Source organism: Arthrobacter sp. UNCCL28 (genome assembly GCF_900102805.1).
GTDB classification, from domain to species: domain Bacteria; phylum Actinomycetota; class Actinomycetes; order Actinomycetales; family Micrococcaceae; genus Arthrobacter; species Arthrobacter nicotinovorans_A.
In genome coordinates this window covers 595,035-615,903 of record NZ_FMWE01000001.1, presented here as the reverse complement: position 1 = coordinate 615,903, position 20,869 = coordinate 595,035, and the positions used below count along the sequence as shown (strand labels likewise).

Annotated in this window: 18 protein-coding genes; 4 read left to right on the top strand and 14 right to left on the bottom strand. The window is 61.1% G+C overall.

The genetic code is table 11. The features are described from left to right. Positions 1 to 7: 7 nt before the first annotated feature. The 4 genes from dapC to typA all read right to left on the bottom strand — a co-directional run bounded on the left by dapC (position 8) and on the right by typA (position 4,183). Positions 8 to 1,156: a succinyldiaminopimelate transaminase gene (dapC, locus tag BLQ01_RS02790; RefSeq protein ID WP_091550039.1), complete on the bottom strand. Its 1,149-nt coding sequence runs from the start codon at positions 1,154 to 1,156 to the stop codon at positions 8 to 10. 14 nt (positions 1,157 to 1,170) lie between these two features. Continuing rightward, the gene (gene fdxA / locus BLQ01_RS02785; protein ID WP_018776555.1) at positions 1,171 to 1,497 is read right to left on the bottom strand and encodes a ferredoxin; all 327 of its coding nucleotides are present in this window, start codon (positions 1,495 to 1,497) and stop codon (positions 1,171 to 1,173) included. A 319-nt stretch (positions 1,498 to 1,816) separates the two neighbouring features. Then, positions 1,817 to 2,233, bottom strand: coding sequence for a hypothetical protein (locus tag BLQ01_RS02775; RefSeq protein ID WP_091550038.1), 417 nt, complete (start codon positions 2,231 to 2,233; stop codon positions 1,817 to 1,819). 33 nt (positions 2,234 to 2,266) lie between these two features. Then, positions 2,267 to 4,183, bottom strand: a complete 1,917-nt coding sequence (gene typA, locus BLQ01_RS02770) for a translational GTPase TypA (RefSeq protein WP_026539952.1) — start codon at positions 4,181 to 4,183, stop codon at positions 2,267 to 2,269. A 283-nt stretch (positions 4,184 to 4,466) separates the two neighbouring features. Here typA and BLQ01_RS02765 point away from each other — a divergent pair, with 283 nt between their 5' ends. Beyond that, a complete protein-coding gene (locus BLQ01_RS02765; protein ID WP_254779177.1) occupies positions 4,467 to 5,309 on the top strand; it encodes an SGNH/GDSL hydrolase family protein in 843 nt (280 codons plus the stop codon). A gap of 194 nt (positions 5,310 to 5,503) precedes the next feature. Here the strand turns inward: BLQ01_RS02765 and BLQ01_RS02760 are convergent, their stop codons facing one another. From BLQ01_RS02760 to ychF, 6 genes are all read right to left on the bottom strand, one after another. Continuing rightward, entirely contained in the window at positions 5,504 to 7,219 is a 1,716-nt protein-coding gene (locus BLQ01_RS02760) for a dipeptide ABC transporter ATP-binding protein (protein ID WP_223943398.1), read from the bottom strand. An 11-nt stretch (positions 7,220 to 7,230) separates the two neighbouring features. After that, positions 7,231 to 8,214, bottom strand: coding sequence for an ABC transporter permease (locus BLQ01_RS02755; protein ID WP_051420672.1), 984 nt, complete (start codon positions 8,212 to 8,214; stop codon positions 7,231 to 7,233). Then, complete coding sequence (locus BLQ01_RS02750; RefSeq protein ID WP_026546219.1) at positions 8,204 to 9,133, bottom strand: ABC transporter permease; 930 nt, start codon at positions 9,131 to 9,133, stop codon at positions 8,204 to 8,206. The genes BLQ01_RS02755 and BLQ01_RS02750 overlap by 11 nt, the downstream gene beginning before the upstream one ends. Positions 9,134 to 9,343: 210 nt before the next feature. Further along, on the bottom strand, positions 9,344 to 10,981 hold the full coding sequence (locus BLQ01_RS02745) for a peptide ABC transporter substrate-binding protein (protein ID WP_026546220.1): 1,638 nt from the start codon (positions 10,979 to 10,981) through the stop codon (positions 9,344 to 9,346). Positions 10,982 to 11,330: 349 nt separating this feature from the next. Beyond that, positions 11,331 to 12,029 (bottom strand): hypothetical protein, encoded by a 699-nt coding sequence (locus tag BLQ01_RS02740; protein ID WP_254779175.1) that lies wholly within the window; start codon positions 12,027 to 12,029, stop codon positions 11,331 to 11,333. Between the two features lie 208 nt (positions 12,030 to 12,237). Continuing rightward, positions 12,238 to 13,323 carry a redox-regulated ATPase YchF gene (gene ychF, locus BLQ01_RS02735; RefSeq protein ID WP_026546223.1) on the bottom strand — a complete coding sequence of 362 codons (1,086 nt, stop codon included), beginning with the start codon at positions 13,321 to 13,323 and terminating at the stop codon, positions 12,238 to 12,240. 125 nt (positions 13,324 to 13,448) lie between these two features. On the opposite strand from ychF, the gene BLQ01_RS02730 reads away from it, so the two are divergent. Further along, positions 13,449 to 14,729 carry a DNA recombination protein RmuC gene (locus tag BLQ01_RS02730; RefSeq protein WP_254779173.1) on the top strand — a complete coding sequence of 427 codons (1,281 nt, stop codon included), beginning with the start codon at positions 13,449 to 13,451 and terminating at the stop codon, positions 14,727 to 14,729. Positions 14,730 to 14,802: 73 nt separating this feature from the next. Here BLQ01_RS02730 and BLQ01_RS02725 read toward each other — a convergent pair whose 3' ends face one another. Both BLQ01_RS02725 and BLQ01_RS02720 read right to left on the bottom strand, forming a co-directional pair. Continuing rightward, positions 14,803 to 15,888: a 4-hydroxy-3-methylbut-2-enyl diphosphate reductase gene (locus BLQ01_RS02725; RefSeq protein WP_026546225.1), complete on the bottom strand. Its 1,086-nt coding sequence runs from the start codon at positions 15,886 to 15,888 to the stop codon at positions 14,803 to 14,805. Between the two features lie 24 nt (positions 15,889 to 15,912). Continuing rightward, positions 15,913 to 16,776: a hypothetical protein gene (locus tag BLQ01_RS02720; RefSeq protein ID WP_091550031.1), complete on the bottom strand. Its 864-nt coding sequence runs from the start codon at positions 16,774 to 16,776 to the stop codon at positions 15,913 to 15,915. Between the two features lie 178 nt (positions 16,777 to 16,954). Between BLQ01_RS02720 and xseA the strand changes: the two genes are divergently transcribed. Together xseA and BLQ01_RS02710 are read left to right on the top strand one after the other, a co-directional pair. Beyond that, positions 16,955 to 18,232: an exodeoxyribonuclease VII large subunit gene (xseA, locus tag BLQ01_RS02715; protein WP_091550029.1), complete on the top strand. Its 1,278-nt coding sequence runs from the start codon at positions 16,955 to 16,957 to the stop codon at positions 18,230 to 18,232. Positions 18,233 to 18,274: 42 nt separating this feature from the next. Beyond that, positions 18,275 to 18,526 carry an exodeoxyribonuclease VII small subunit gene (locus BLQ01_RS02710; protein WP_026539912.1) on the top strand — a complete coding sequence of 84 codons (252 nt, stop codon included), beginning with the start codon at positions 18,275 to 18,277 and terminating at the stop codon, positions 18,524 to 18,526. Positions 18,527 to 18,671: 145 nt separating this feature from the next. Here the strand turns inward: BLQ01_RS02710 and BLQ01_RS02705 are convergent, their stop codons facing one another. After that, positions 18,672 to 19,529: a polyphosphate kinase 2 family protein gene (locus tag BLQ01_RS02705; RefSeq protein ID WP_091550028.1), complete on the bottom strand. Its 858-nt coding sequence runs from the start codon at positions 19,527 to 19,529 to the stop codon at positions 18,672 to 18,674. 47 nt (positions 19,530 to 19,576) lie between these two features. Then, entirely contained in the window at positions 19,577 to 20,797 is a 1,221-nt protein-coding gene (locus tag BLQ01_RS02700) for a pyridoxal phosphate-dependent aminotransferase (RefSeq protein ID WP_026546228.1), read from the bottom strand. Between the last annotated feature and the right edge of the window lie 72 nt (positions 20,798 to 20,869).

The window sequence follows — 20,869 nt, the reverse complement described above, 5'->3', positions numbered from 1 at the left end:
AGCAATGTTATGAGGCTGTGGCCAGCCGTTCCACTGCGGCGTCAATCCGTTCATCAGTGCCCGTCAGGGCCACCCGGATGAAACCGTTCCCGGCATCTCCATAGAAAACGCCCGGCCCCACGACGACCCCAAGTTCGGCGAACCGTGCCACCGTATCCCAGGTGGCTTCGCCGGCCGTGGACCAGAGGTAGAGCCCGGCTTTGGATTCGTGGATTTTCAGCCCGAATTGCTCAAGGGCAGGGACAATCCTCTCGCGGCGGCCGCGGTAGAGGTCTTTCTGTGACATCACGTGGCCGACATCGCCGAGGGCGACGCGCATCGCTTCCTGCACGGGGTAGGGAACGATCATCCCTGCGTGCTTGCGGCTGTTGACCAGGTTGGCCACGATAGCGGAATCTCCCGCGACGAAGGCGGCACGGTAACCAGCGAGGTTGGACTGCTTGCTCAACGAGTACACGCAGAGCAGGCCATCCGTGGAACCGCCGGTGACGCGGGGATCAAGAATGCTGGGGACAGCTTCTCCCCCGCGCTGTACATCCCACTCGCCCCAGCCCAGTTCGGCATAGCACTCGTCCGATGCCACCACTGCACCGAGCTCACGGGCTTGGCCCACTATCCTGCGCAGCGACTCGACATCCCGGACGCTGCCCGTTGGATTCCCCGGAGAGTTGATCCAGATCAGGCGGACCTTGGCACGGGTGGCCGGATCCAGTTCATCCAGGTCATCGGCAGCAACGGCTGTGGCGCCTGCCAGTGAGGCGCCGATGTCGTAGGTCGGGTAAGCAACCGTAGGCCGCACCACGACGTCTCCGGCGTTGAGGCCGAGCAGGAATGGCAGCCACGCGACAAGCTCTTTTGAGCCCACGGTTGGCATGACGTCCTTGGGATCCAGGCCCGGAACTCCGCGGCGGCCGGCGAACCAGTCCACTACGGCCTGGCGCAGGGCTTCGGTACCATGCACCGTGGGATAGCCATGGGCGTCCGCTGCCGCTGCCAAGGCATCCCTGATAAGCCCCGGAGTGGGGTCCACTGGCGTTCCAATGGAAAGATTTACTGCGCCGCCCGGATGCTTCGAAGCTGTGGCAACATACGGCGCCATGGCCTCCCACGGGTAGTCAGGCAGGTTCAGGCCGAAAGCCGGTGCCGCGGAAATCAACGAAGCTACCGCCTTTAGTGGTCTTGGTTCTGCGGGGGCAGCGCGGCGATGAACGGGTGGTCCTTACCCGTGTTGCCGATCTTGGCTGCTCCACCCGGGGAACCGAGGTCGTCGAAGAATTCAACGTTGGCCTTGTAGTAGTCGGCCCACTCTTCCGGAGTGTCATCCTCGTAATAAATGGCCTCCACCGGGCACACAGGTTCGCAGGCACCACAGTCGACACATTCATCGGGGTGGATATAGAGGGAACGCTCACCTTCGTAAATGCAGTCGACAGGGCACTCTTCAATACATGCCTTGTCCTTGACATCCACACACGGCTGCGCGATTACGTACGTCACGTCCCAGACCTCTCCACAGTTTGTCCCGGCGATGACCGGGGTAATACGGCCGGCATCATGCCGGGCACTGAACTTCCGAGCCTATTATCCAACAGTGCAATGACGCCAACCTAGCCCGCGTCTTAGTATGAAACGGTGACTCCCCCGCATTTGCCGCCCAGACAATTCCTACTCACCGCGGAGCCAGGTATCCGGGTGGTGGTCCGGTACAGGATCGACGACGGCTTGACCGACGCCCTGGGCTACCTGCTGGACGCCGGCGAAAACAGTTGCACCGTACGGACCCGCACCTCCGACGTCGAAATTCCTTTGGCCATGGTCATCGCGGCGAAAGAGGTTCCCCCGCCGGCGCCCCGGCGGCAGTCCATCCGGCACGCAGGCGGCTCGCAGCCACCAGCATGACCAGCGTGACTGCAGCGATACCAAAGACCCATACGTTGCCTACTGCGTCGCCCAGTACCAGCTGCTTGGCGGCTCCGGCTGATGAGAAGACGCCGACGGCGGCATAGCCCACCACGCCGGCAACCGCCGTCGGGACTATTGAGCGGGACCAGGCAGCAAGCCACAGTTGCACCGATGCCAGCAGCAGCAGGGCCGCTGCAACACCCCACGGGACCTCGACGCCTGAGACTTGCAGCACCTGACGGTGCAGGCCTGTTCCTGCAATGGCAACGAAAAGAGCCGCCAGTACGGCCGCGGCAATGCCACGAACCGTACCAACGGCTCCCCTCTTCATTCAGCTGCCTTTGACTGCGTCAGTCAGTGCGGACTAGGACTTGGCGCGGGCGCGGTTGGCCTTGGCGCGCTCGTTGGAGTCCAGGATGACCTTGCGGATACGGATGGATTCCGGAGTTACCTCGACACACTCGTCTTCGCGGGCGAATTCGAGGGACTCTTCGAGGGTGAGATCGCGCGGCGGCGTCAGGTTTTCGAAGGTGTCGGAGGAAGCGGCACGCATGTTGGTGAGCTTCTTTTCCTTGGTGATGTTCACGTCCATGTCATCAGCGCGGGAGTTCTCGCCAACAATCATGCCTTCGTAAACCTCGGAGGTGGGCTTGACGAAGAAGGAACCGCGCTCCTGCAGGTTGATCATGGCGAACGGCGTCACAACACCGGCACGGTCAGCGATCATCGAACCGTTGGTACGGTATTCGATCGGACCGGCCCACGGCTCGTAGCCTTCGGAGATGGAGGCAGCGATACCGGCGCCACGGGTGTCCGTCAGGAACCGGGTACGGAAGCCAATCAGGCCACGCGCAGGGACGATGAACTCCATGCGGCACCAGCCGGTGCCGTGGTTGGCCATGTTGGTCATGCGGCCCTTGCGGGCAGCCATGAGCTGGGTGACGGCGCCGAGGTATTCCTCGGGGACATCGATGGTCATGTGTTCCATCGGCTCGTGCAGCTTGCCGTCGATGGTCTTGGTGACTACCTGCGGCTTGCCCACGGTCAGCTCGAAGCCTTCGCGGCGCATCTGCTCCACCAGGATGGCAAGCGCGAGCTCGCCACGGCCCTGGACTTCCCAGGCGTCGGGACGCTCAGTGGGGAGAACCTTGATGGAGACGTTACCGATCAGTTCCTTGTCCAGGCGATCCTTCACCTGGCGGGCCGTGACCTTGGCACCCTTGACCTTGCCGGCCAGCGGCGAGGTGTTGATACCGATCGTCATGGAGATTGCGGGATCGTCCACGGTGATCAGCGGCAACGGCTGCGGGTTCTCGGCGTCGGTGAGGGTTTCACCAATGGTGATTTCCTCGATGCCGGCGACGGCGACGATCTCGCCGGGTCCAGCGGACTCGGCCGGAACGCGGGTCAGTGCCTTGGTGGCGAGCAGTTCGGTGATCTTGACGTTCTTGAGCTCACCGTTGGCACGTGCCCAGGCAACGGTCTGGCCCTTGCGGAGCGTGCCGTTGTAGATGCGAAGCAGGGCAAGGCGGCCAAGGAACGGCGAAGCGTCCAGGTTGGTCACGTGTGCCTGCAGCACGCCGTCCGGGTTGTACGTCGGAGCGGGAATGTGCTCGATGATGGTCTTGAAGAGGGGCTCGAGGTCCTCGTTCTCCGGTGCCGAGCCGTTTTCCGGCTGGTCCAGGGACGCGCGGCCAACCTTGGCGGCAGCGTAGACGACGGGAACTTCGAGGACCTTGTCGAGGTCCAGGTCCGGAACTTCGTCGGCGAGGTCCGAGGCGAGGCCAAGGAGCAGGTCCATGGACTCGTGGACGACCTCATCGATGCGGGCATCGGGACGGTCGGTCTTGTTGACCAGGAGGATGACCGGCAGGTGCGCAGCAAGGGCCTTGCGGAGCACGAAGCGGGTCTGCGGCAGCGGGCCCTCGGAGGAGTCGACCAGCAGGACAACTCCGTCAACCATGGACAGGCCGCGCTCTACCTCGCCACCGAAGTCGGCGTGGCCAGGGGTGTCGATGACGTTGATGGTGATGGTCTCGCCGTTGGACGACGGGCCGTTGTAGGCAACCGTGGTGTTCTTGGCGAGGATGGTGATGCCCTTTTCGCGTTCCAGGTCACCGGAGTCCATGACACGGTCCTCAACCTCACCATGGGAAGCGAAGGAGTTGGTCTGCTTGAGCATGGCGTCGACCAGGGTGGTCTTACCGTGGTCAACGTGTGCGACGATCGCGACGTTGCGCAGATCGCTCCGCGACGCAGTGTTGGTGATGGTTTCAGACATGCGTTAATGACTCGATTCAGTGGTGAAGTCAGCTGTTTGTATCCGCGCGCATACCTGATCGACTTGATCGGAACACACAGCGAAAAGACCCCGGGACACAGGGCACCTGCATCCAGTCTAAACGCAGTTGCATTTCCCAGCCTAAAAAGCAAGCCATTGACCTGCCGAATGTGGTGCTGCTCACATATCGTCACGCTTTAGTAACCGCTACTCCAGATGCTGGATTTTCTGTTCGTTGTGCCTCATGATTGCTGCAGAACCAGTGCCACACGGAGACCCATTGATGCGACAATCTTCGGCCGCGTTCCGCCTGCTCGCACCATTGATCGCCATCGGCTTTCTGGCAACAGGCTGCGGACCCAGCCCCACTAACCCCGCTTCCACACCCACCCGATCTGCTGCGCCCGGGCCCGCCCAGACAGCCGCTGCCCCGCCCCTGCGGGCCGCTCAGGCCCCCGGCCCCTTGGACCTGCCTGTCGGCTCGCTCTACAAGAACCCGGCGAACAACCGCAATGAAGTGGTGCTCGCCGACGTGCGCCACACGGCCGTACTGATCGGCGACTCCCAGGCCATGCCCAAGGACTCGTGGCCGCAGCAAGGCATCGCAGCCCTGGGCTACAAGTTGCTGGTAGTGGGCATGGGCGGCACGGGCTTTGTGGCCTCCAACGGCAAAACAGGCAACTACATCGACGCCCTGCAGCGCGGAGACTGGATACTCCCCTATGGAGATCCGCCGTTGATCGTGGTGCAGGGCGGCGGCAACGACGCTTCCCAGAAGGCAACGGACGCACAGATTACCAGTAACGCCGAGCGCCTGCTGGCCGCCTTGAAGAAGCGCTACCCAGGCGCAGCCGTCGCCATGATCGGCACCTTGGCACGCGGGGCTGACAATGGTGGGGGTCGTCGGACGGAAGTCGATGCCCTCCTTGGACGTATCGCTGCGAAACACGGGATTCCCTTTGTCAGCACGGGCGACTGGCTCACCCGCTACAACGCCGTAGGCGATCTCCAGGATGGGGTGCACCTCAAACCCTCCGGCCACGCCAAGCTTGGTGGGGTTCTGGCGAAGGAGCTCGGCGCCTTGGGCCTCACTGCACGCCCGGACAGCGCCATCCCGGCGAAGTAGCCCGCGGCGTCGTCGTCTCCTGCGTTGTGGCGACGCCCCCGTCTGGCGTTGTGAGGCCCGCTCTGCTCGGTTCATGGGCCTTGAGACACGCAAAGCGGGCCCCGCAACAAGCGTTTTAACGGCAAGAGCCGGTGGTTTCCTTTCGGAACCCACCGGCTCTTGTTGTGAACGGCTTCTTGAACGTACGACGCCGGTCAGGCCACTTCCGGCGGCAACAGCAGCGAACCACCCGGGATCGCATCCAGGAGTGCTTGCGTGTAGGTTTCGCGAGGGTTGTCGAAGACGTCATCCGTGCTGCCCGTCTCCACAAGCTTGCCCTTTTGCATGACGCAGACGTGATCCGCGATCTGGCGAACAACCGCAAGGTCGTGGGTAATGAACAGGTACGTCAGGCCAAGGTTGTCCTGCAGATCAGCCAGCAAGTTCAGCACCTGTGCCTGGACCAGGACGTCCAGGGCCGAAACAGCCTCGTCACAGATGATGACTTCCGGGTCCAGCGCCAAGGCGCGCGCGATGGCGATGCGCTGCCTCTGCCCACCGGAAAGTTCGTTGGGGTAGCGGCGCATTGTGGACTGCGGAAGTGCCACCTGGTCCAGGAGCTCCCGGACCTTCTTTTCCCGGCTGGCCTTGTTGCCGATCTTGTGTGTCCGCAACGGCTCTTCGATGGTACGGAAGATGTTGTACATCGGATCAAGCGAACCGTAAGGGTCCTGGAAGATGGGCTGGACGCGGCGGCGGAACTTGAACAGGTCCTTGCTGTTGAGCGTGGACGTGTCGACGCCGTCGAAGATGATCTTCCCTGACGTCGGCTCAAGCAGGTTAAGAACCATCTGCGCCACGGTCGACTTGCCGGATCCGGACTCCCCAACGATCGCTGTTGTGGTTCCTCGTTTGACGGCAAAGGAGACAGAGTCCACAGCCGTGAAATCCGTAGCCTTGCCGATGCCTCCGCGAAGCTTGAAGACTTTGGTCAGGTTTTCAACCTTCAGAACCTCCTCGGGAAGAGCCGCCTCAACAACTACCGGCTCGGTAGGGGCCAGCAGTTCCTCCGATTCGAGGCCCTGTTCCTTTGCCACTTGGATTCGTCGCGAAGCCAACGACGGCGCCGACGCAACCAGTCGCTTCGTGTAAGGGTGGCGCGGATTACGGAGCAGCTCAAGTGACGGGCCGGACTCCACTACCTGCCCCTTGTACATGACAACCACCTTGTCCGCGCGCTCGGCTGCAAGGCCGAGGTCGTGGGTGATGAGCAGAACAGCCGTGCCCAGTTCGGAAGTCATCTTGTCCAAGTGATCCAGAATCTGTCGCTGAACGGTGACGTCAAGCGCCGAAGTTGGTTCATCCGCGATCAAGAGTCGTGGCTGGCACGACAACCCGATTGCAATGAGCGCACGTTGGCGCATGCCGCCGGAGAACTCGTGCGGATACTGCTTGGCCCTGCGTGAGGCATCAGGCAGGCCCGCCTCAGAGAGTACTTTGGCAACATCTTCGGGCCCGGAGGGAAGCCCGTTGGCTTTCAAAGTTTCCTTGACCTGGAAACCAATTTTCCATACGGGATTTAGGTTGGACATAGGGTCCTGGGGAACCATGCCGATTGAGTTTCCACGCAGCTCGATCATTCGCTTCTCGCTGGCATGTGCGATGTCTTCGCCGTCAAAGAGAATCTCTCCGCCGGCGACCCGCCCATTGCCGGGGAGCAAACCGATCGCGGCCAGGGCCGATGTGGACTTTCCTGAGCCTGACTCACCCACAATCGCTACAGTCTCACCGGGCATGACCGTTAAGTGGGCATTCCGCACTGCGTTGACTTCACCATTACTCGTAGTGAAGTTGATAGCGAGGTTTCTGATCTCCAGCAGCGGACGCTCCGAGCCGGCGACTTCTTCCTTGATATGAACCGGAGAGCTCATGGCTTCGCCTTTCATCGTTTGCGGGCCTTGGGATCCAAGGCATCACGGAGGGCATCGCCGAGCATGATGAAGCTCAGGACTGTGATCGACAGCGCGATAGCCGGGTACAGCAACGGCATGGGGTTTGAGCGCAAGGAAGCCTGAGCTGCCTGAATGTCATTGCCCCAGGACATAACGCTGGGTGGCAACCCAATTCCAAGGAAGGAGAGGGTTGATTCAGCGACGATGAAGGTGCCGAGGGAAATCGTTGCCACGACGATGATCGGAGCCAGTGAGTTCGGCAGCACGTGGCGCAACAGGGAACGGAAGCGCGAGACACCAAGCGAACGAGCGGCTACGACAAAGTCGGCGTTTCTCACCTCGATCACAGCACCGCGGGTGATGCGTGCGATCTGAGGCCAGCCAAAGACAATCAGGATCAACACCAGCGTCCACACTGTGCGGTTGGCACGGAAAACGGGGAGCTGCATCATCACAATGGCGCCGAGGATCAGCGGCAATGCGAAGAAGATGTCCGTCAGGCGTGCAAGGAGGGCATCCGCCCAGCCACCGTAGTAACCCGCGAGGGCACCAACAATGCCGCCGAATAGAACGACGCCGATAGTAGTGAACAGACCGACGGTAACCGATGAACGAGTACCGAAGATGACACGGGCATAGACGTCACAGCCCTGCTGTGTGAAGCCCAGCGGGTGCCCACTGGTAGGTCCGCCATCCGAGTTTGCCAACTGGCAGGCCTCATTTGAGGGATCAATTTGCGAGAACAAGCCAGGGAAGAGCGATACCACGACGACGGCCAGGATCATGATGGCCGAAATGATGAACAGCGGCTGCTTGCGCAAGTTCTTCCATGCCTCACCCCAAAGGCTTGACGGAGCGCTGTCTTCCTTGACCTTGTCGGTGGCCTGGAGGGGCGTTTCGTCCAGGTCGGCAACAAAGTGCTCGATGTGTCGCCGGGAGGTGTCCTGCCCGGTCAGGTTACTTTCAGGAGTCATAGCGGATCCTCGGGTCAAGCCAGGCGTAAAGGAGGTCAACAAGCAAGTTGGAGAGACAGTAGATCAACACCAACACGGTGACAATGGAGACCACGGTGGGACCTTCACCCGACAAGACGGCCCGATATAGCCTGTTGCCCACGCCGGGAACGTTGAAGATGCCCTCAGTAACAATTGCTCCACCCATCAGGGTGCCGAGGTCTGCCCCCAGGAACGTCACAACTGGGATCAGCGAGTTCCGCAGAATGTGGACGTTGACAACCCTGAAACGGGACAAGCCCTTAGCGGTCGCTGTACGAACATAATCGGCGTTCATGTTTTCGATCACGCTGGTTCGAGTCAATCGCAGAACGTAGGCGAAGGATGCCAGGCCAAGAACAATTGCCGGCAATATCAGGTCCTGCACTGTTGCGGCAGCACTGACAGTCGGTTTCGCCCAACCCAACTGCACACCGATGAAGAACTGAAGAATGAAGCCCAGCACGAAGATCGGGATGCCAATGACGATCAGCGAAGCGATCAGAACGGTGCCGTCGAACAACTTCCCCTTGCGAAGACCAGCTACAAGACCGAAAGCGATACCGAAGACGGCTTCAAAGATGAGAGCCATCACTGCAAGGCGGGCTGTAACCGGGAAAACCTCGCCGAGGACTGCCGCGATGGGCCGACCGGAGAAGTCTTGTCCAAGGTCAAAAGTGAAGATGCTCTTCAGGTAAAGCAAATACTGGATGATGAAGGGCTGGTCCAGGTTGTACTGGGCACGCAGCTTGGCCGCGACCGCTTCATTGACAGGCTTATCGCCAAAGAGCGCGGCAATGGGGTCTCCAGGAAGGCTGAAGACCAGGAAGTAGACCAGCAGTGTGGCTCCCAGGAAAACAGGGATCAGCTGGAGGAATCGCTTGAGGATGTATGTGGCCATCAGCGCATCACACCTCGATCAGCAGGCACCCTGTGCAGGGGTGCAGCGGAGTTGTTCATCGAAGAACCTTTTCGTCTGATGTGCAAACGGTCCATGCCGAGGCAAAGTAGGCCTGCACAAGGACGCCCAACCGGAGTTGGGCGTCATTGATTTGCAACGTGAGACGGCGGCGGACGCGCTCAGCTGAGCACCTCCGCCGCCGTTTCGCGGTTACTTGCCAGTGATGTTGTAGTACAGCGGGACGCCGTCCCAACCGTAGTCAACATTCGTGACGCCAGTGCTCCAGCCACCCTGTGATACCTGGTACCACAGCGGGATAGCGGGAAGGTCCTGCAGCAGGATTTCCTGGGCCTTGTTCATAGCCTTGTTACCCTCGGCAACCGAAGGTGCAGACAGTCCGTCGGAAATCGCCTTGTCAAAGGTCGGGTTTTCATAACGGGCGTCGTTCGAGCCAGCGCCGGTCTTGTAGATCGGGCCGAGGAAGTTGTACAGCGACGGGTAGTCTGCCTGCCAGCCGGCACGGATTGCACCAGTCAGTTTGCCGGTGGTTGCAAGATCGCGTGCTTCCTTGAAGGTTGCGAACGGAAGTCCCTCTGCCTTGATGCCGAGGTTGTTCTTGAGCTGGTTGGTCAGAGCCTCAACCCAAGCCTTGTGGCCACCCTTGTCAGCGTTGTAGGCAATGGTGAAGGCCGTGTTCGGATCCCACTTCTGGATGGCATCTGCCTTGGCCCAGAGGTCCTTGGCCTTGGTGGCGTCGAACTTCAGGTTGTCCGAGCCCGGAATGCTGTCGCTGTAACCGTCCAGGACGGGAGCAGTGAAGTCCTTTGCCGGCTGACGGCCGCCGCTGAAGATCACCTTGGTGATTTCTTCCCGGTTGATGGCCATGGAGATAGCCTGGCGGCGGAGCTTGCCAGCTTCGCCACTCCATTCCGGAAGGTACTCCGGGATAGCGATGGTCTGGTTACCTGCGTAGGGCTTCTCGATGAAACGATCGCCCAGGTCCGACTTGAAGTTCTTCAGTGCGCTCGTGGGGATGACCTGAAGGATGTCCAGGTTGTTGGACAGGAGATCCTGGTAGGCAGCGTCGTCGTTCTGGAAGATCTTGAACGTCACGCCGCCGTTCTTCGCCTTGCGGGGACCGTTGTAGTCCGCGTTCGGTACAAGCTGGATCTGCACGTTGTGCTGCCAGCCGTTTTCGGCCATCTTGTACGGGCCATTGCCTACCGGCTTTTCGCCGTAGGTCTTCGGGTCGGCCAGGGCGGCTGATGGGATCGGCATGAATGCGGTGTAGCCAAGGCGAAGCGGCCAGTCGGATTCAGGCTGCTTGAGCTCGACGGTGAAGGTGGTGTCGTCCACAACCTTCAATCCGGACATGGTCTCTACAGTGGAACCCTCTGCGCTGGTTTCGTCGTAGCCCTTGATGCTCTCGAAGAAGGTGGCGCTCAACTGGGCGTTCTTAGCCGCAGCGCCGTAGTTCCACGAGTCCACGAAGGTCTTGGCCGTGATGGCCTCGCCGTTGGTGAACTTCTGGTCCTTCTTGATCTTGATGGTGAAATTCTGTGCGTCCGGCGCTTCGATGGACTCCGCCAACTCGTTGACGGGCTTACCGGAAGGGTCGTAGCTGACGAGACCGGAGAAGATCAGCGTGGCAATCTTGCCGCCCCCGACTTCGTTGATGTCTGCCGGCATGAGCGGGCGCTGCGGCTCTGAGCCGTCGGCAATGATGACCTTGTTCGGGTCGCCCGCCGATGTACCGGAGTCGTTGCTGCCGCCGCCACCGCAACCGGTAGCTGCGAGGGCGATGATCGCCGCTACGCCTAGAGCTTTGGAAGTGCGCGAGAAACGCATTCCGCCTCCTATGAGTCGTGGAGTTGAGCAGGGGAAGTTCGTGACATCCCCCAGGCACAGGCACAGTTTCCTACTGTGACGTTGCCTACATGTGAGTGTAAGCCTACCCACATTGTGTCCGGATATTGGGACTTGCTGGCCAAACTGTAACCGTTCCGCAACCTACACATGCCTAAATTGCCGCGGATTTCAAGTCAAACGTTACCCGGTGGTAGCATACGCTGTCTGACAGCAGGACAGGACGCTTTAATCGCGAAAAAGGACCCTGGTTCTGTCGAACCGAGGTCCTTTGAGATACCGCGTGGCTTATGTTGCGAATGCCTTGTCAGTTGTGCTGTGCCGGCTCAGGTCAGATGAGCCGGTACCCCCGAACCGACTGAACCCCATTCCTGAAGAACGTGCGGCTATACCAGCCGATATCGAAGCCATAGGTCGCGCCAATAGTGAAACTCGACGCCACCTCGTCCCGGTTCTCGAAAGTAACGCCGTGCGATACTCCAAGCGTCCCGCAGTTGGACGTCTTTACCAGGACGGAGGCAGTCGAGGCTCCCCCTCTGGTCCCGCCCGAACTCGTTGCCGGCTCTGCGGCCACAACCTCGCACTCCAATGTCTGGACATCCTTCGAGTCCAACCAAGGACCAAGAAGAATGAAGATCAGGAGTGCTGGCATGAGAATGGCGAACCCAAGCCCAACCCGACCCATCAATGACGGCTTCCTGCGCGGCCGAGGCGTCATTGGACGCGGAGCCTGTGCAGGGGCCAACCCGAGTCCGCGGAGACGGGAATTCAGCCTAAGAGCGGCCGCCTCCTGCTTTTGAAGCAAGTACGCGGACCGGCACTCGGTGGTGGTCCAACCCGCTCGCCGGTAAGCAGCCCACTGCCGACGGGCGGGCCTCCCCACGAAAAAGGCAATCAAGGCAACCACGAAGGCAATGATCTGGCTAAGGCTTCCGAACATGAGGCCGAACATGCCAATGTTGGCCACCATCTCCGCATCCGTGTGTAGTTTGTAGCCGGTGCTGTCCAGGTACCCGAAGAACATTCCCATGGCACTGCCTGGGATGCATATGCGCAGGGAATACCGCCACAAATATGACCAGAACCACCAATGCGCTGGAGGCAATGTAGTCACCGCTGGCAGGGCCGTGCCTATCGCGGAGCTCCCACGGAAAGCCCAGCCAGCTACTTCATCTGTGCCCGAAGAGTGCTGGCGGCGGCCAGCCGTGGATCGGGGATTCCTGTCGCGGCTCATGACCTTAGACGTTGAAGCGGAACTCCACCACGTCGCCGTCGGCCATCACGTACTCTTTGCCTTCGATCCGGACCTTGCCGCGGGACTTTGCCTCGGCCATGGAACCGGCGTCGATGAGGTCATCGAAGGAGACAACCTCGGCCTTGATGAAGCCACGCTGGAAATCGGAGTGGATCACGCCGGCGGCCTGGGGCGCAGTGTCACCCTGGCGAATGGTCCAGGCGCGGGTTTCCTTGGGGCCGGCCGTCAGGTAGGTCTGCAGCCCAAGGGTGTGGAAGCCAACGCGTGCCAACTGGTCCAGGCCGGATTCGCTTTGGCCGTTCATTTCCAGCATCTCGCGGGCTTCTTCCTCATCCAGTTCAACGAGGTCGGACTCAAGCTTGGCATCAAGGAAGACAGCATCAGCCGGGGCGACCAAAGCGCGCAGTTCATCCTGCTTTTCCTGGTCACCAAGAATGCCTTCATCGGCGTTGAAGACGTAGATGAAGGGTTTGGCGGTCAGGAGGCCGAGTTCTTTGAGGTGCTCCATCTCCAGTTTGTCGCTCTTGATCGAGGAGAAGATGGTGTCTCCGCGTTCCAGAACTGCCTGGGCGGCCTTGATCGCGGCGAGCTCGGCAGCTTCGCGCTTCTTGATCTTGACTTCTTTTTCGATACGCGGGATGGCGTTTTCGATGGTCTGCAGGTCGGCCAGGATCAGCTCGGTGTTGATGGTCTCCATGTCGGAACGCGGATCCACCTTGCCATCAACGTGGATGACATCGGGGTCGTCGAACACGCGGACAACCTGGGCAATGGCCTCGGCCTCGCGGATGTTCGCCAGGAACTTGTTGCCCAGGCCTTCACCTTCTGAGGCACCCTTGACGATGCCGGCGATGTCCACGAAGGACACCGGAGCGGGCAGCAACTTCTGGGAACCGAAGATCTCAGCCAGCTTTGCCAGGCGGGGATCCGGAAGGTTCACGACGCCGACGTTGGGTTCGATCGTTGCGAACGGGTAGTTCGCTGCGAGCACCTGGTTGCGGGTCAGTGCGTTGAAAAGAGTTGATTTGCCGACGTTGGGCAGTCCGACGATGCCAATAGTAAGAGCCACGAGCATTGATTCTACCCGTTGGAACCTCATCGCCGCGTGTTGGTGGCCGCGAAGGGCGCCCACGAGGGCAGTGTCACCCATGCAGCCTCACTAAAACTGTCGTAGCCCTGTGACAGGGTTGCCTCATGGATGGATTTGGATTGGTTTTGGCCCTGCTGATGCTCTTGATCGGCGCCGCCGTAGGCCTGGCAGCGGGCTACATTGTCTTTCGGCGCCGGGGCGCAGGCTTGGAAGAAGACTTCGACGCCGTTTCGGCGCGCCTCTCGGAGGTGACGGCGCAGCTTGCAGCGGCCGACGCCGAACGTCGGCTTTTGTTCTCACAGAACCGCGAGTTGACCGCGTCCAGGAACTCGGACGGCAGTGTTCTGCGTGCGCTCGCTCCGGTCGCTGAGAAGCTGACGGCCGTTCAGCAGCAAGTGTCGCTGTTGGAACGGGACCGGGTGGAACAATACGGCCAGCTTGCCCAGCAACTCCAGGATGCCAGGCTGTCCGACGAGCAACTCCTGCGGTCCACGCATGCCTTGGCCTCGGCCCTTCGCTCCAACAGTGCCCGCGGCCAGTGGGGCGAAGTTCAGCTCCGCAGGGTGGTGGAGGCTTCCGGAATGCTGCGGCATGTGGACTTCCACGAGCAAGTCCATTCGGGCCGGACCGAGAACACGCTTCGCCCGGACTTGGTGGTCCAGCTGCCAGGGGGAAAGCAATTGGTGGTTGACGCCAAAGTCCCGCTGGCTTCCTACCTGGCCGCGCAGGAACAGATGCACGGCGACGGTTCCTTTGGGGAGTCCGTAGCGCCGGCCAGTAACCATGATTCAAAGACTTTGCTCGCCAACCATGCCAAAGCCTTGAAGGCCCACATTGATGCTTTGGCGGGCAAGAAGTACTGGGACATCCCAGGGAACTCCCCTGAACTGGTGATTTGTTTCCTCCCTGCTGAGTCCATCCTGGCCTCAGCCCTGGAGGCAGATCCGGCACTCCTGGAATATGCCCTGTCCAGGAACGTTGTGCTGGCATCGCCTGGCACCTTGCTCGCGGTCCTGAAGTCTGTAGCCTTCACTTGGCGCCAGGACGTCCTCACAGACAGCGCGCATGAACTGTTCGAGCTCGCCAAGCAACTGTACGAACGCATGGGCACCCTGGGCGAAAATGTGGGCAAGCTGGGCAGCTCCCTGAAAACGTCCGTGGACCGCTACAACGCAATGGTGGGAACGCTGGAGGCACGGGTCCTTCCGACAGCACGCAAGCTCAACACCATGGACGAGGCCGGTCTTGCCGCGCCCATGTCAGTAGAGGCAGTCCCCCGCACTCTGGCTGCACCGGAGCTTCTGGCCGTGGAACCCCACGAACAGCAGACATCGCTCAGCCATCACAGTGACATGGATGAAGAAGACCGCGAGTCTGCCGCTTAAACGAAGCAGCCCGTAGTGGTTCCCGTCCTTGGGACGGCAACCACTACGGGCTGGCCCGATTACATCTGTTGTTCTAGGACGTGGAGCGGTTGCCGCGCCCGCCAAGCGCACGTGTTACGTCGCCGGCCTTCTTCAGGGTGGCCCGCAGCTCCTTCGGAAGCGAGAACAGCAGGTCTTCCTCAGCCGTCACCACTTCCTGGACCTCGCCGTAACCGTAGTCCGCCAGCAGCCGCAGGACATCCTGAACCAGTACTTCCGGAACCGAGGCCCCTGAGGTGACGCCAACTGTGGCGACACCCTCGAACCAGGCTTCGTCCACCTCATTGGCGAAGTCCACCCGGTAGGAGCTCTTGGCACCGTATTCAAGGGCGACCTCAACCAGCCGCACGGAGTTGGACGAATTGGCTGAACCCACCACGATCACGAGGTCTGCCTGGGGCGCAATCTTCTTGATAGCCACCTGGCGGTTGGTGGTGGCGTAGCAAATGTCGTCGCTGGGCGGATCCTGGAGGGTCGGGAACCGATCCTTGAGGAGGCGCACCGTCTCCATGGTTTCATCCACGCTCAGGGTTGTCTGGGAAAGCCAAATCGTCTTCTCGGGGTCCCGGACGGTTACCTTATCGACCTCGTGGGGCCCGTTGATGATTTGGATATGTTCCGGCGCTTCCCCGGCGGTTCCTTCGACTTCCTCGTGGCCTTCGTGGCCAATCAGCAGGATGTCGTAGTCGTCCTTGGCGAAGCGGACGGCTTCCTTGTGGACCTTGGTCACCAGCGGGCAGGTTGCGTCGATGGTCCGAAGGCCACGGTCTTCAGCAGACTGGACCACGGCCGGAGATACGCCGTGGGCAGAGAAAATGACCAAGGCGCCTTCCGGGACCTCGTCTGTTTCCTCAACGAAGATGGCTCCTTGTTCTTCAAGGGAGCTGACCACATGAACGTTGTGCACGATCTGTTTGCGGACGTAGACCGGAGGCCCGTAGTGCTCCAGGGCCTTCTCAACAGCAATGACTGCCCTGTCCACGCCGGCACAATACCCTCGCGGGGCCGCCAGCAGAACCTTCTTGGGACCCGTCACGGGCGCCGCTGCCTGTACCTCTTCCGGAGATCGCCGTCTGCGGGGCACCGTGGGCATAGGAATGGAAACTGCTGTGCTGGTCATGCATCCATGCTACCGGCCCAGCCTTTAGCTTCGGGCCGAACGTGACCCTCGTCGCCCTGTGAGCACTGCCGCTATGACGCCCGCCACCAGGATGGCTCCGGAGATCAGGGCCGCGACCCCCACCCACTGACCAAAGCCGTTGCGCGCGGTGGTGAGGAACTCGTTCTTGAAGAGTTCTGCAACATCGTTGGCGCTGGCAAGATTTCCGACCATGCCACCGGCCATATCTGCACCCACGGACCAAAGCGCCGCCAAAGCCAGGCCGCCAAGCCCCAGGAAAACCAACGCCAGGGAGCGTCGTCGGGCAGCAACCAAAGCCAGGAGGGCAGAAACCAGCGCCCCGGCAGCAGCCACCCACCACAACGGCGCATAGGCTGCCACACGCTCCACAAGCTGCCGATGTGAAGGTTCGCCCAGGGATACGAGGCTCTCGGCGGGAACATCAAGACGGATGCGTGTCGCTTCGGCGAAATGGTCGCGAATCAGCCTGACAAGCGGCCCAATATCCAGGACCAGCGTCGTGGACGCAGCCGACCCGTCGCCAGGGGCCGCGGTCCCAAAGTTCAGCCTGTGGCTGCTCCGCACGGTTTCCTCCCAGGCCTGGGGATAATCGCTCCAGGACTGCATCCCCGTGGCCGCGTTCCGAAGTGCTCCGGCCGCAAGGGACTGAAGAGGTCCAGGCAGATCAACGGAAGACTCGAAGGTTCCAACCGCCGCGGCAGCCAGACGGTTCTGGAATTCGGGATCATTGCCCAGCCCGCCGGCAATCCGGACGAAACCCTCTTCTTTGACGATGTTTTGGTCCACCCAGGCCGCGGGGACAGCGACGGCTGTCAAAAGAACGGCGAGGATCACTCCCAATGCTGAAACAAATGTACGCAAGGTCATCCTCATGGTCGTCGGCTGTGCCACCATCCTAGGTCTGTCCACATGATAGGAAAAATGTCGGGGCGGGTTGGGAAGCTATGGATAGAGTTGGAAAGCGGCCGCCACCAAAGCCGCATCCCCGAGCAAGGACACATCATGCAGCAACAGACACGGAGACCGGAACAGGCACGGACCACACATGTCCGCTGAAGCCACACCCGAATCCACCTTGCCGGGAACAGCGGCTGAAACAAGCCCGGACAATCCGTGGCCGCTGCAACTGCTCTCCCGGAAGCTCAAAGCCCATATTGAAAGGGCACCCGCGGCGTGGATCGAGGGGCAGGTCATTGAACTGAACCGCCGGGGCGGCAACGCTTTCCTGACCTTGCGGGACGTTGACGCCGAAATTTCCCTTCCTGCCTCGGTGTGGTCCACGGTGCTTGATCGCCAAAAGGTCCCCCTCGAACGCGGTTCCCGCGTAGTTGCCTTGGTCAAGGCGGATTTCTGGGTCAAGACGGGCCGGCTGAACATGTCCGTCAAAGACATCCGCCCTGTGGGCCTGGGCGACTTGCTGGCCAGGATCGAGCGGCTCCGGCAGGCTCTGGCAGCCGAAGGACTGTTCGCCGACTCCCGTAAACGCAAGCTGCCCCTGCTCCCCCACCGGATCGGCCTCATCACGGGCCGCGACTCCGACGCCAAAAAGGACGTCCTGCGCAACGCCGCGCTGCGTTGGCCCGCGGTCGAGTTCGATGTCCGTGAGGTTGCCGTCCAAGGCAATACCGCCGTCGCCCAGATCATCGCGGCGTTAAAGAAGCTCGACGCCGACCCCCAGGTAGACGTCATTGTCATGGCACGCGGGGGCGGCGCGTTGGAAGACCTCCTTCCGTTCAGCAACGAGGACCTCATCCGTGCGGTCTCGGCGGCCACCACTCCGGTTGTCAGCGCGATCGGGCACGAAGCCGACCGCCCCATCCTTGACGACGTGGCGGACCTTCGGGCGTCGACGCCCACCGATGCCGCCAAGCGGATAGTTCCTGACGTGGCCGAGGAACTGGCCATGGTGAGGCAGGCAAGGGACCACTTGCGCCGGAGCATCGGCAGGATGGTGGACCGGGAATCGGACCGGCTGCAGTCATTGAAGTCACGGCCGGTGCTGGCCACCCCGGCCTCGATGGTGGACGCCCGGGCCGAAGACATCCATCGCCTGCAGCGCCGCTCCCATTCAGCCGTCAGCACTGCCGTTGCCCGCGCCCTGGACCAGGTCCATCACCTGCGCGCACAAGTCAGGGCCCTCTCCCCGCAAAAGACACTGGACCGTGGCTATGCCGTGGTCCAGATTGTTGGCGAGGACCAAGCCGGGCACACAGTGGTCAGCAGTCCTGAGGAAGCCCCTGAAGGAACCTCCCTGGCCATTCGAGTAGCCGAAGGTCGCTTCAGGGCAGTGTCCACAGGCCAAGGACACATCGTGGACCGTTGATGAATCGGTCACCATCGTCACTACCGAACACAAAAGGACATCATGACCGAGAACAACTCATCCGCATCTTCACCGGAATCCTTGGATTCCTTGAGCTACGAGGAAGCACGCGAACAGCTCATGGGCGTCGTTAGCCGCCTGGAAGCCGGAGGTGCCAGCCTGGAAGAATCCCTGGCACTCTGGGAAAGGGGCGAAGCCCTGGCCAAACGCTGCGAGGACTGGCTGGAAGGCGCCCGCAAACGCCTGGCCACAGCCCGGGACGCAAGCAACGACGCCGGTGCTGCCGCCCAGTAACGCGCACTAACGTCCAAGCAGCGGAGTAACGCCCAGCCGCGTAGCAGCGTCCAAGCCGCGCAGCAACGTCCAAGCCGCGCAGCAACGTCCAAGCAGCGCACTAACGCCAAGCCGCGCAGCACCGGGCAGCCCTCGGAGGGGAGTCCTAGGAATCCACCACCAGTGCGCGTTCGGCTGCTACGTCGAACCCGGCCTTTGGCCAGTCCAGCTGGAGGCGTTCAAGGGCATCGATCAGCAACTGTTGCACAGCGATGCGTGCGTACCACTTCTTGTTGGCCGGGACCACGTGCCAGGGCGCTATGTCCGTTGACGTCTTCTCGAACGCCACGCTGTAGGCATCCATGTAGTCGTCCCAGAACGCGCGTTCGGCCAAGTCTCCACTGCTGTACTTCCAGTGCTTGCTGGGGTCATCCAAGCGCGCTATCAGCCGCTCTTTTTGCTCGTCTTTGCTGATGTTGAGCATGACTTTGACGATGGTGGTGCCTTGGTCCGCGAGCCGGGCCTCGAAGTCGTTGATGGCGGCGTAGCGGCGTTCCAGCTCCGCAGCGTCGGCCCATCCGTGCACCCGATGAATCAGGACATCCTCGTAATGCGAACGGTCGAAAACTCCCACCATCCCGGCAGCGGGAGCTTCCTTTTCGATCCGCCACAGGAAGTCATGGGATTTTTCCTCGTCAGTGGGAGCCTTGAAGGCGCGCAGTTGAACGCCCTGCGGGTCCATGGCGCCCACTACATGGCTGACGATGCCGCCCTTGCCTGCCGTATCCATGGCCTGCAGGATCAGCAGCAGCCTCTTGGTGCTCGCGAACCGGCCTTGGGCAAAGAGCTTCTCCTGCAGTTCTGCCAGCCGTGCATCCTGGGCTCCCAGCAAGGCCTTGCCGTCAGCTTTCGCGCCCGGATATCCGGGGGTGGAGCCAGAGTCCACACTGGCGAGCGTGAACCCTGGCCCGACCCTCAATACCTCAGCAGGACTCTTGGCAAACTCAACTGCAGCCACCGGCATGCCTTTCCGCAGGGCCGCGCCCTCGTGGAACGGCCATGGACCTCAGGCTAGTTCCCCGGGTACCTCGACAGGAAGTCCGCCATGCGGCCAATGGCCTCTTCAATGTCCTTGACGTTGGGCAGGGTGACCATTCGGAAGTGGTCCGGGCGCACCCAGTTGAAGGCCCGTCCGTGGGAAACCAGGATTTTCTGTTCCTTCAAGAGGTCGAGGACAAATTTCTCGTCATCGCGGATGTGGTAGACCTCCGGGTCCAGCTTCGGAAACAGATACAGGGCGCCCCTGGCCTGTTGGGTGCTCACTCCGGGAATGGCATTCAGGAGGTCATAGGCCTTGTTGCGCTGTTCAAGCAGCCTGCCGCCGGGCAGGATGAGGTCGTTGATGCTCTGGTACCCGCCCAGGGCAGTCTGGATGGCGTGCTGCGCGGGAACGTTGGCACACAAGCGCATGTTGGCCAGCAGGTTGATGCCTTCAAGGTAGTCCGCAGCGTCCTTCTTCGGCCCTGAGATGGCCATCCAACCGGCCCGGTAGCCACAGACGCGGTAGGCCTTGGAGAGCCCGCTGAATGTCAGGCACAGGACATCGTCGCCGGTGAGGCCGGCCAGGTTGATGTGGACGGCGTCCTCGTAAAGGATTTTCTCGTAGATTTCGTCGGCGAAGAGCACCAATCCGTGTTTCTCTGCGAGGGCGACGATCTTCTTGAGTGTCTCTTCCGGGTACACGGCGCCGGTGGGATTGTTGGGGTTGATCACCACGATGCCCTTGGTTCGCGGCGTGATTTTGGCTTCCATATCCTCAAGATCGGGCTGCCAGCCGGAATCCTCGTCACAGAGGTAGTGCACCGGGCGGCCACCGGCCAAGGCTACGGAAGCTGTCCACAAGGGGTAGTCCGGGGTGGGAATCAGGACCTCGTCGCCATCTTCAAGAAGGGCCATGAGGGACATGGTGATAAGTTCGCTGACCCCGTTGCCGAGGTAGATGTCATCTACGTGGATATTCTGGATGCCACGGGTCTGGTAGTACTGCGAGACTGCGGTCCGGGCCGAGAAAATTCCGCGGGAATCGCTGTAACCCTGGGCATTGGGAAGGTGGCGGATCATGTCCACCAAAATGGCGTCAGGCGCTTCAAAACCAAACGGGGCCGGGTTTCCGATGTTCAGTTTGAGGATCCTGTGACCCTCCGCCTCCATCTGCTGGGCGGCCTGAAGAATCGGTCCACGGATGTCGTAGAGGACATTATGAAGTTTGGTGGACTGCTTGAATTTCGCCATTCCTCAAATATGCCACACGGGTGATGCACTTCAGTTGAGACTTAACTCACACATACGACGACGGCGGTGACG

Coding starts and splice junctions, on each gene's coding strand:
- BLQ01_RS02775 (WP_091550038.1), bottom strand. CDS start 2,233: ATGAAGAGGGGAGCCGTTGGTACGGTTCGTGGCATTGCCGCGGCCGTA.
- typA (WP_026539952.1), bottom strand. CDS start 4,183: ATGTCTGAAACCATCACCAACACTGCGTCGCGGAGCGATCTGCGCAAC.
- BLQ01_RS02765 (WP_254779177.1), top strand. CDS start 4,467: ATGCGACAATCTTCGGCCGCGTTCCGCCTGCTCGCACCATTGATCGCC.
- BLQ01_RS02760 (WP_223943398.1), bottom strand. CDS start 7,219: ATGAGCTCTCCGGTTCATATCAAGGAAGAAGTCGCCGGCTCGGAGCGT.
- BLQ01_RS02755 (WP_051420672.1), bottom strand. CDS start 8,214: ATGACTCCTGAAAGTAACCTGACCGGGCAGGACACCTCCCGGCGACAC.
- BLQ01_RS02750 (WP_026546219.1), bottom strand. CDS start 9,133: ATGGCCACATACATCCTCAAGCGATTCCTCCAGCTGATCCCTGTTTTC.
- BLQ01_RS02745 (WP_026546220.1), bottom strand. CDS start 10,981: ATGCGTTTCTCGCGCACTTCCAAAGCTCTAGGCGTAGCGGCGATCATC.
- BLQ01_RS02740 (WP_254779175.1), bottom strand. CDS start 12,029: ATGGGAATGTTCTTCGGGTACCTGGACAGCACCGGCTACAAACTACAC.
- BLQ01_RS02730 (WP_254779173.1), top strand. CDS start 13,449: ATGGATGGATTTGGATTGGTTTTGGCCCTGCTGATGCTCTTGATCGGC.
- BLQ01_RS02725 (WP_026546225.1), bottom strand. CDS start 15,888: ATGACCAGCACAGCAGTTTCCATTCCTATGCCCACGGTGCCCCGCAGA.
- BLQ01_RS02720 (WP_091550031.1), bottom strand. CDS start 16,776: ATGACCTTGCGTACATTTGTTTCAGCATTGGGAGTGATCCTCGCCGTT.
- xseA (WP_091550029.1), top strand. CDS start 16,955: ATGTCCGCTGAAGCCACACCCGAATCCACCTTGCCGGGAACAGCGGCT.
- BLQ01_RS02710 (WP_026539912.1), top strand. CDS start 18,275: ATGACCGAGAACAACTCATCCGCATCTTCACCGGAATCCTTGGATTCC.
- BLQ01_RS02705 (WP_091550028.1), bottom strand. CDS start 19,529: ATGCCGGTGGCTGCAGTTGAGTTTGCCAAGAGTCCTGCTGAGGTATTG.
- BLQ01_RS02700 (WP_026546228.1), bottom strand. CDS start 20,797: ATGGCGAAATTCAAGCAGTCCACCAAACTTCATAATGTCCTCTACGAC.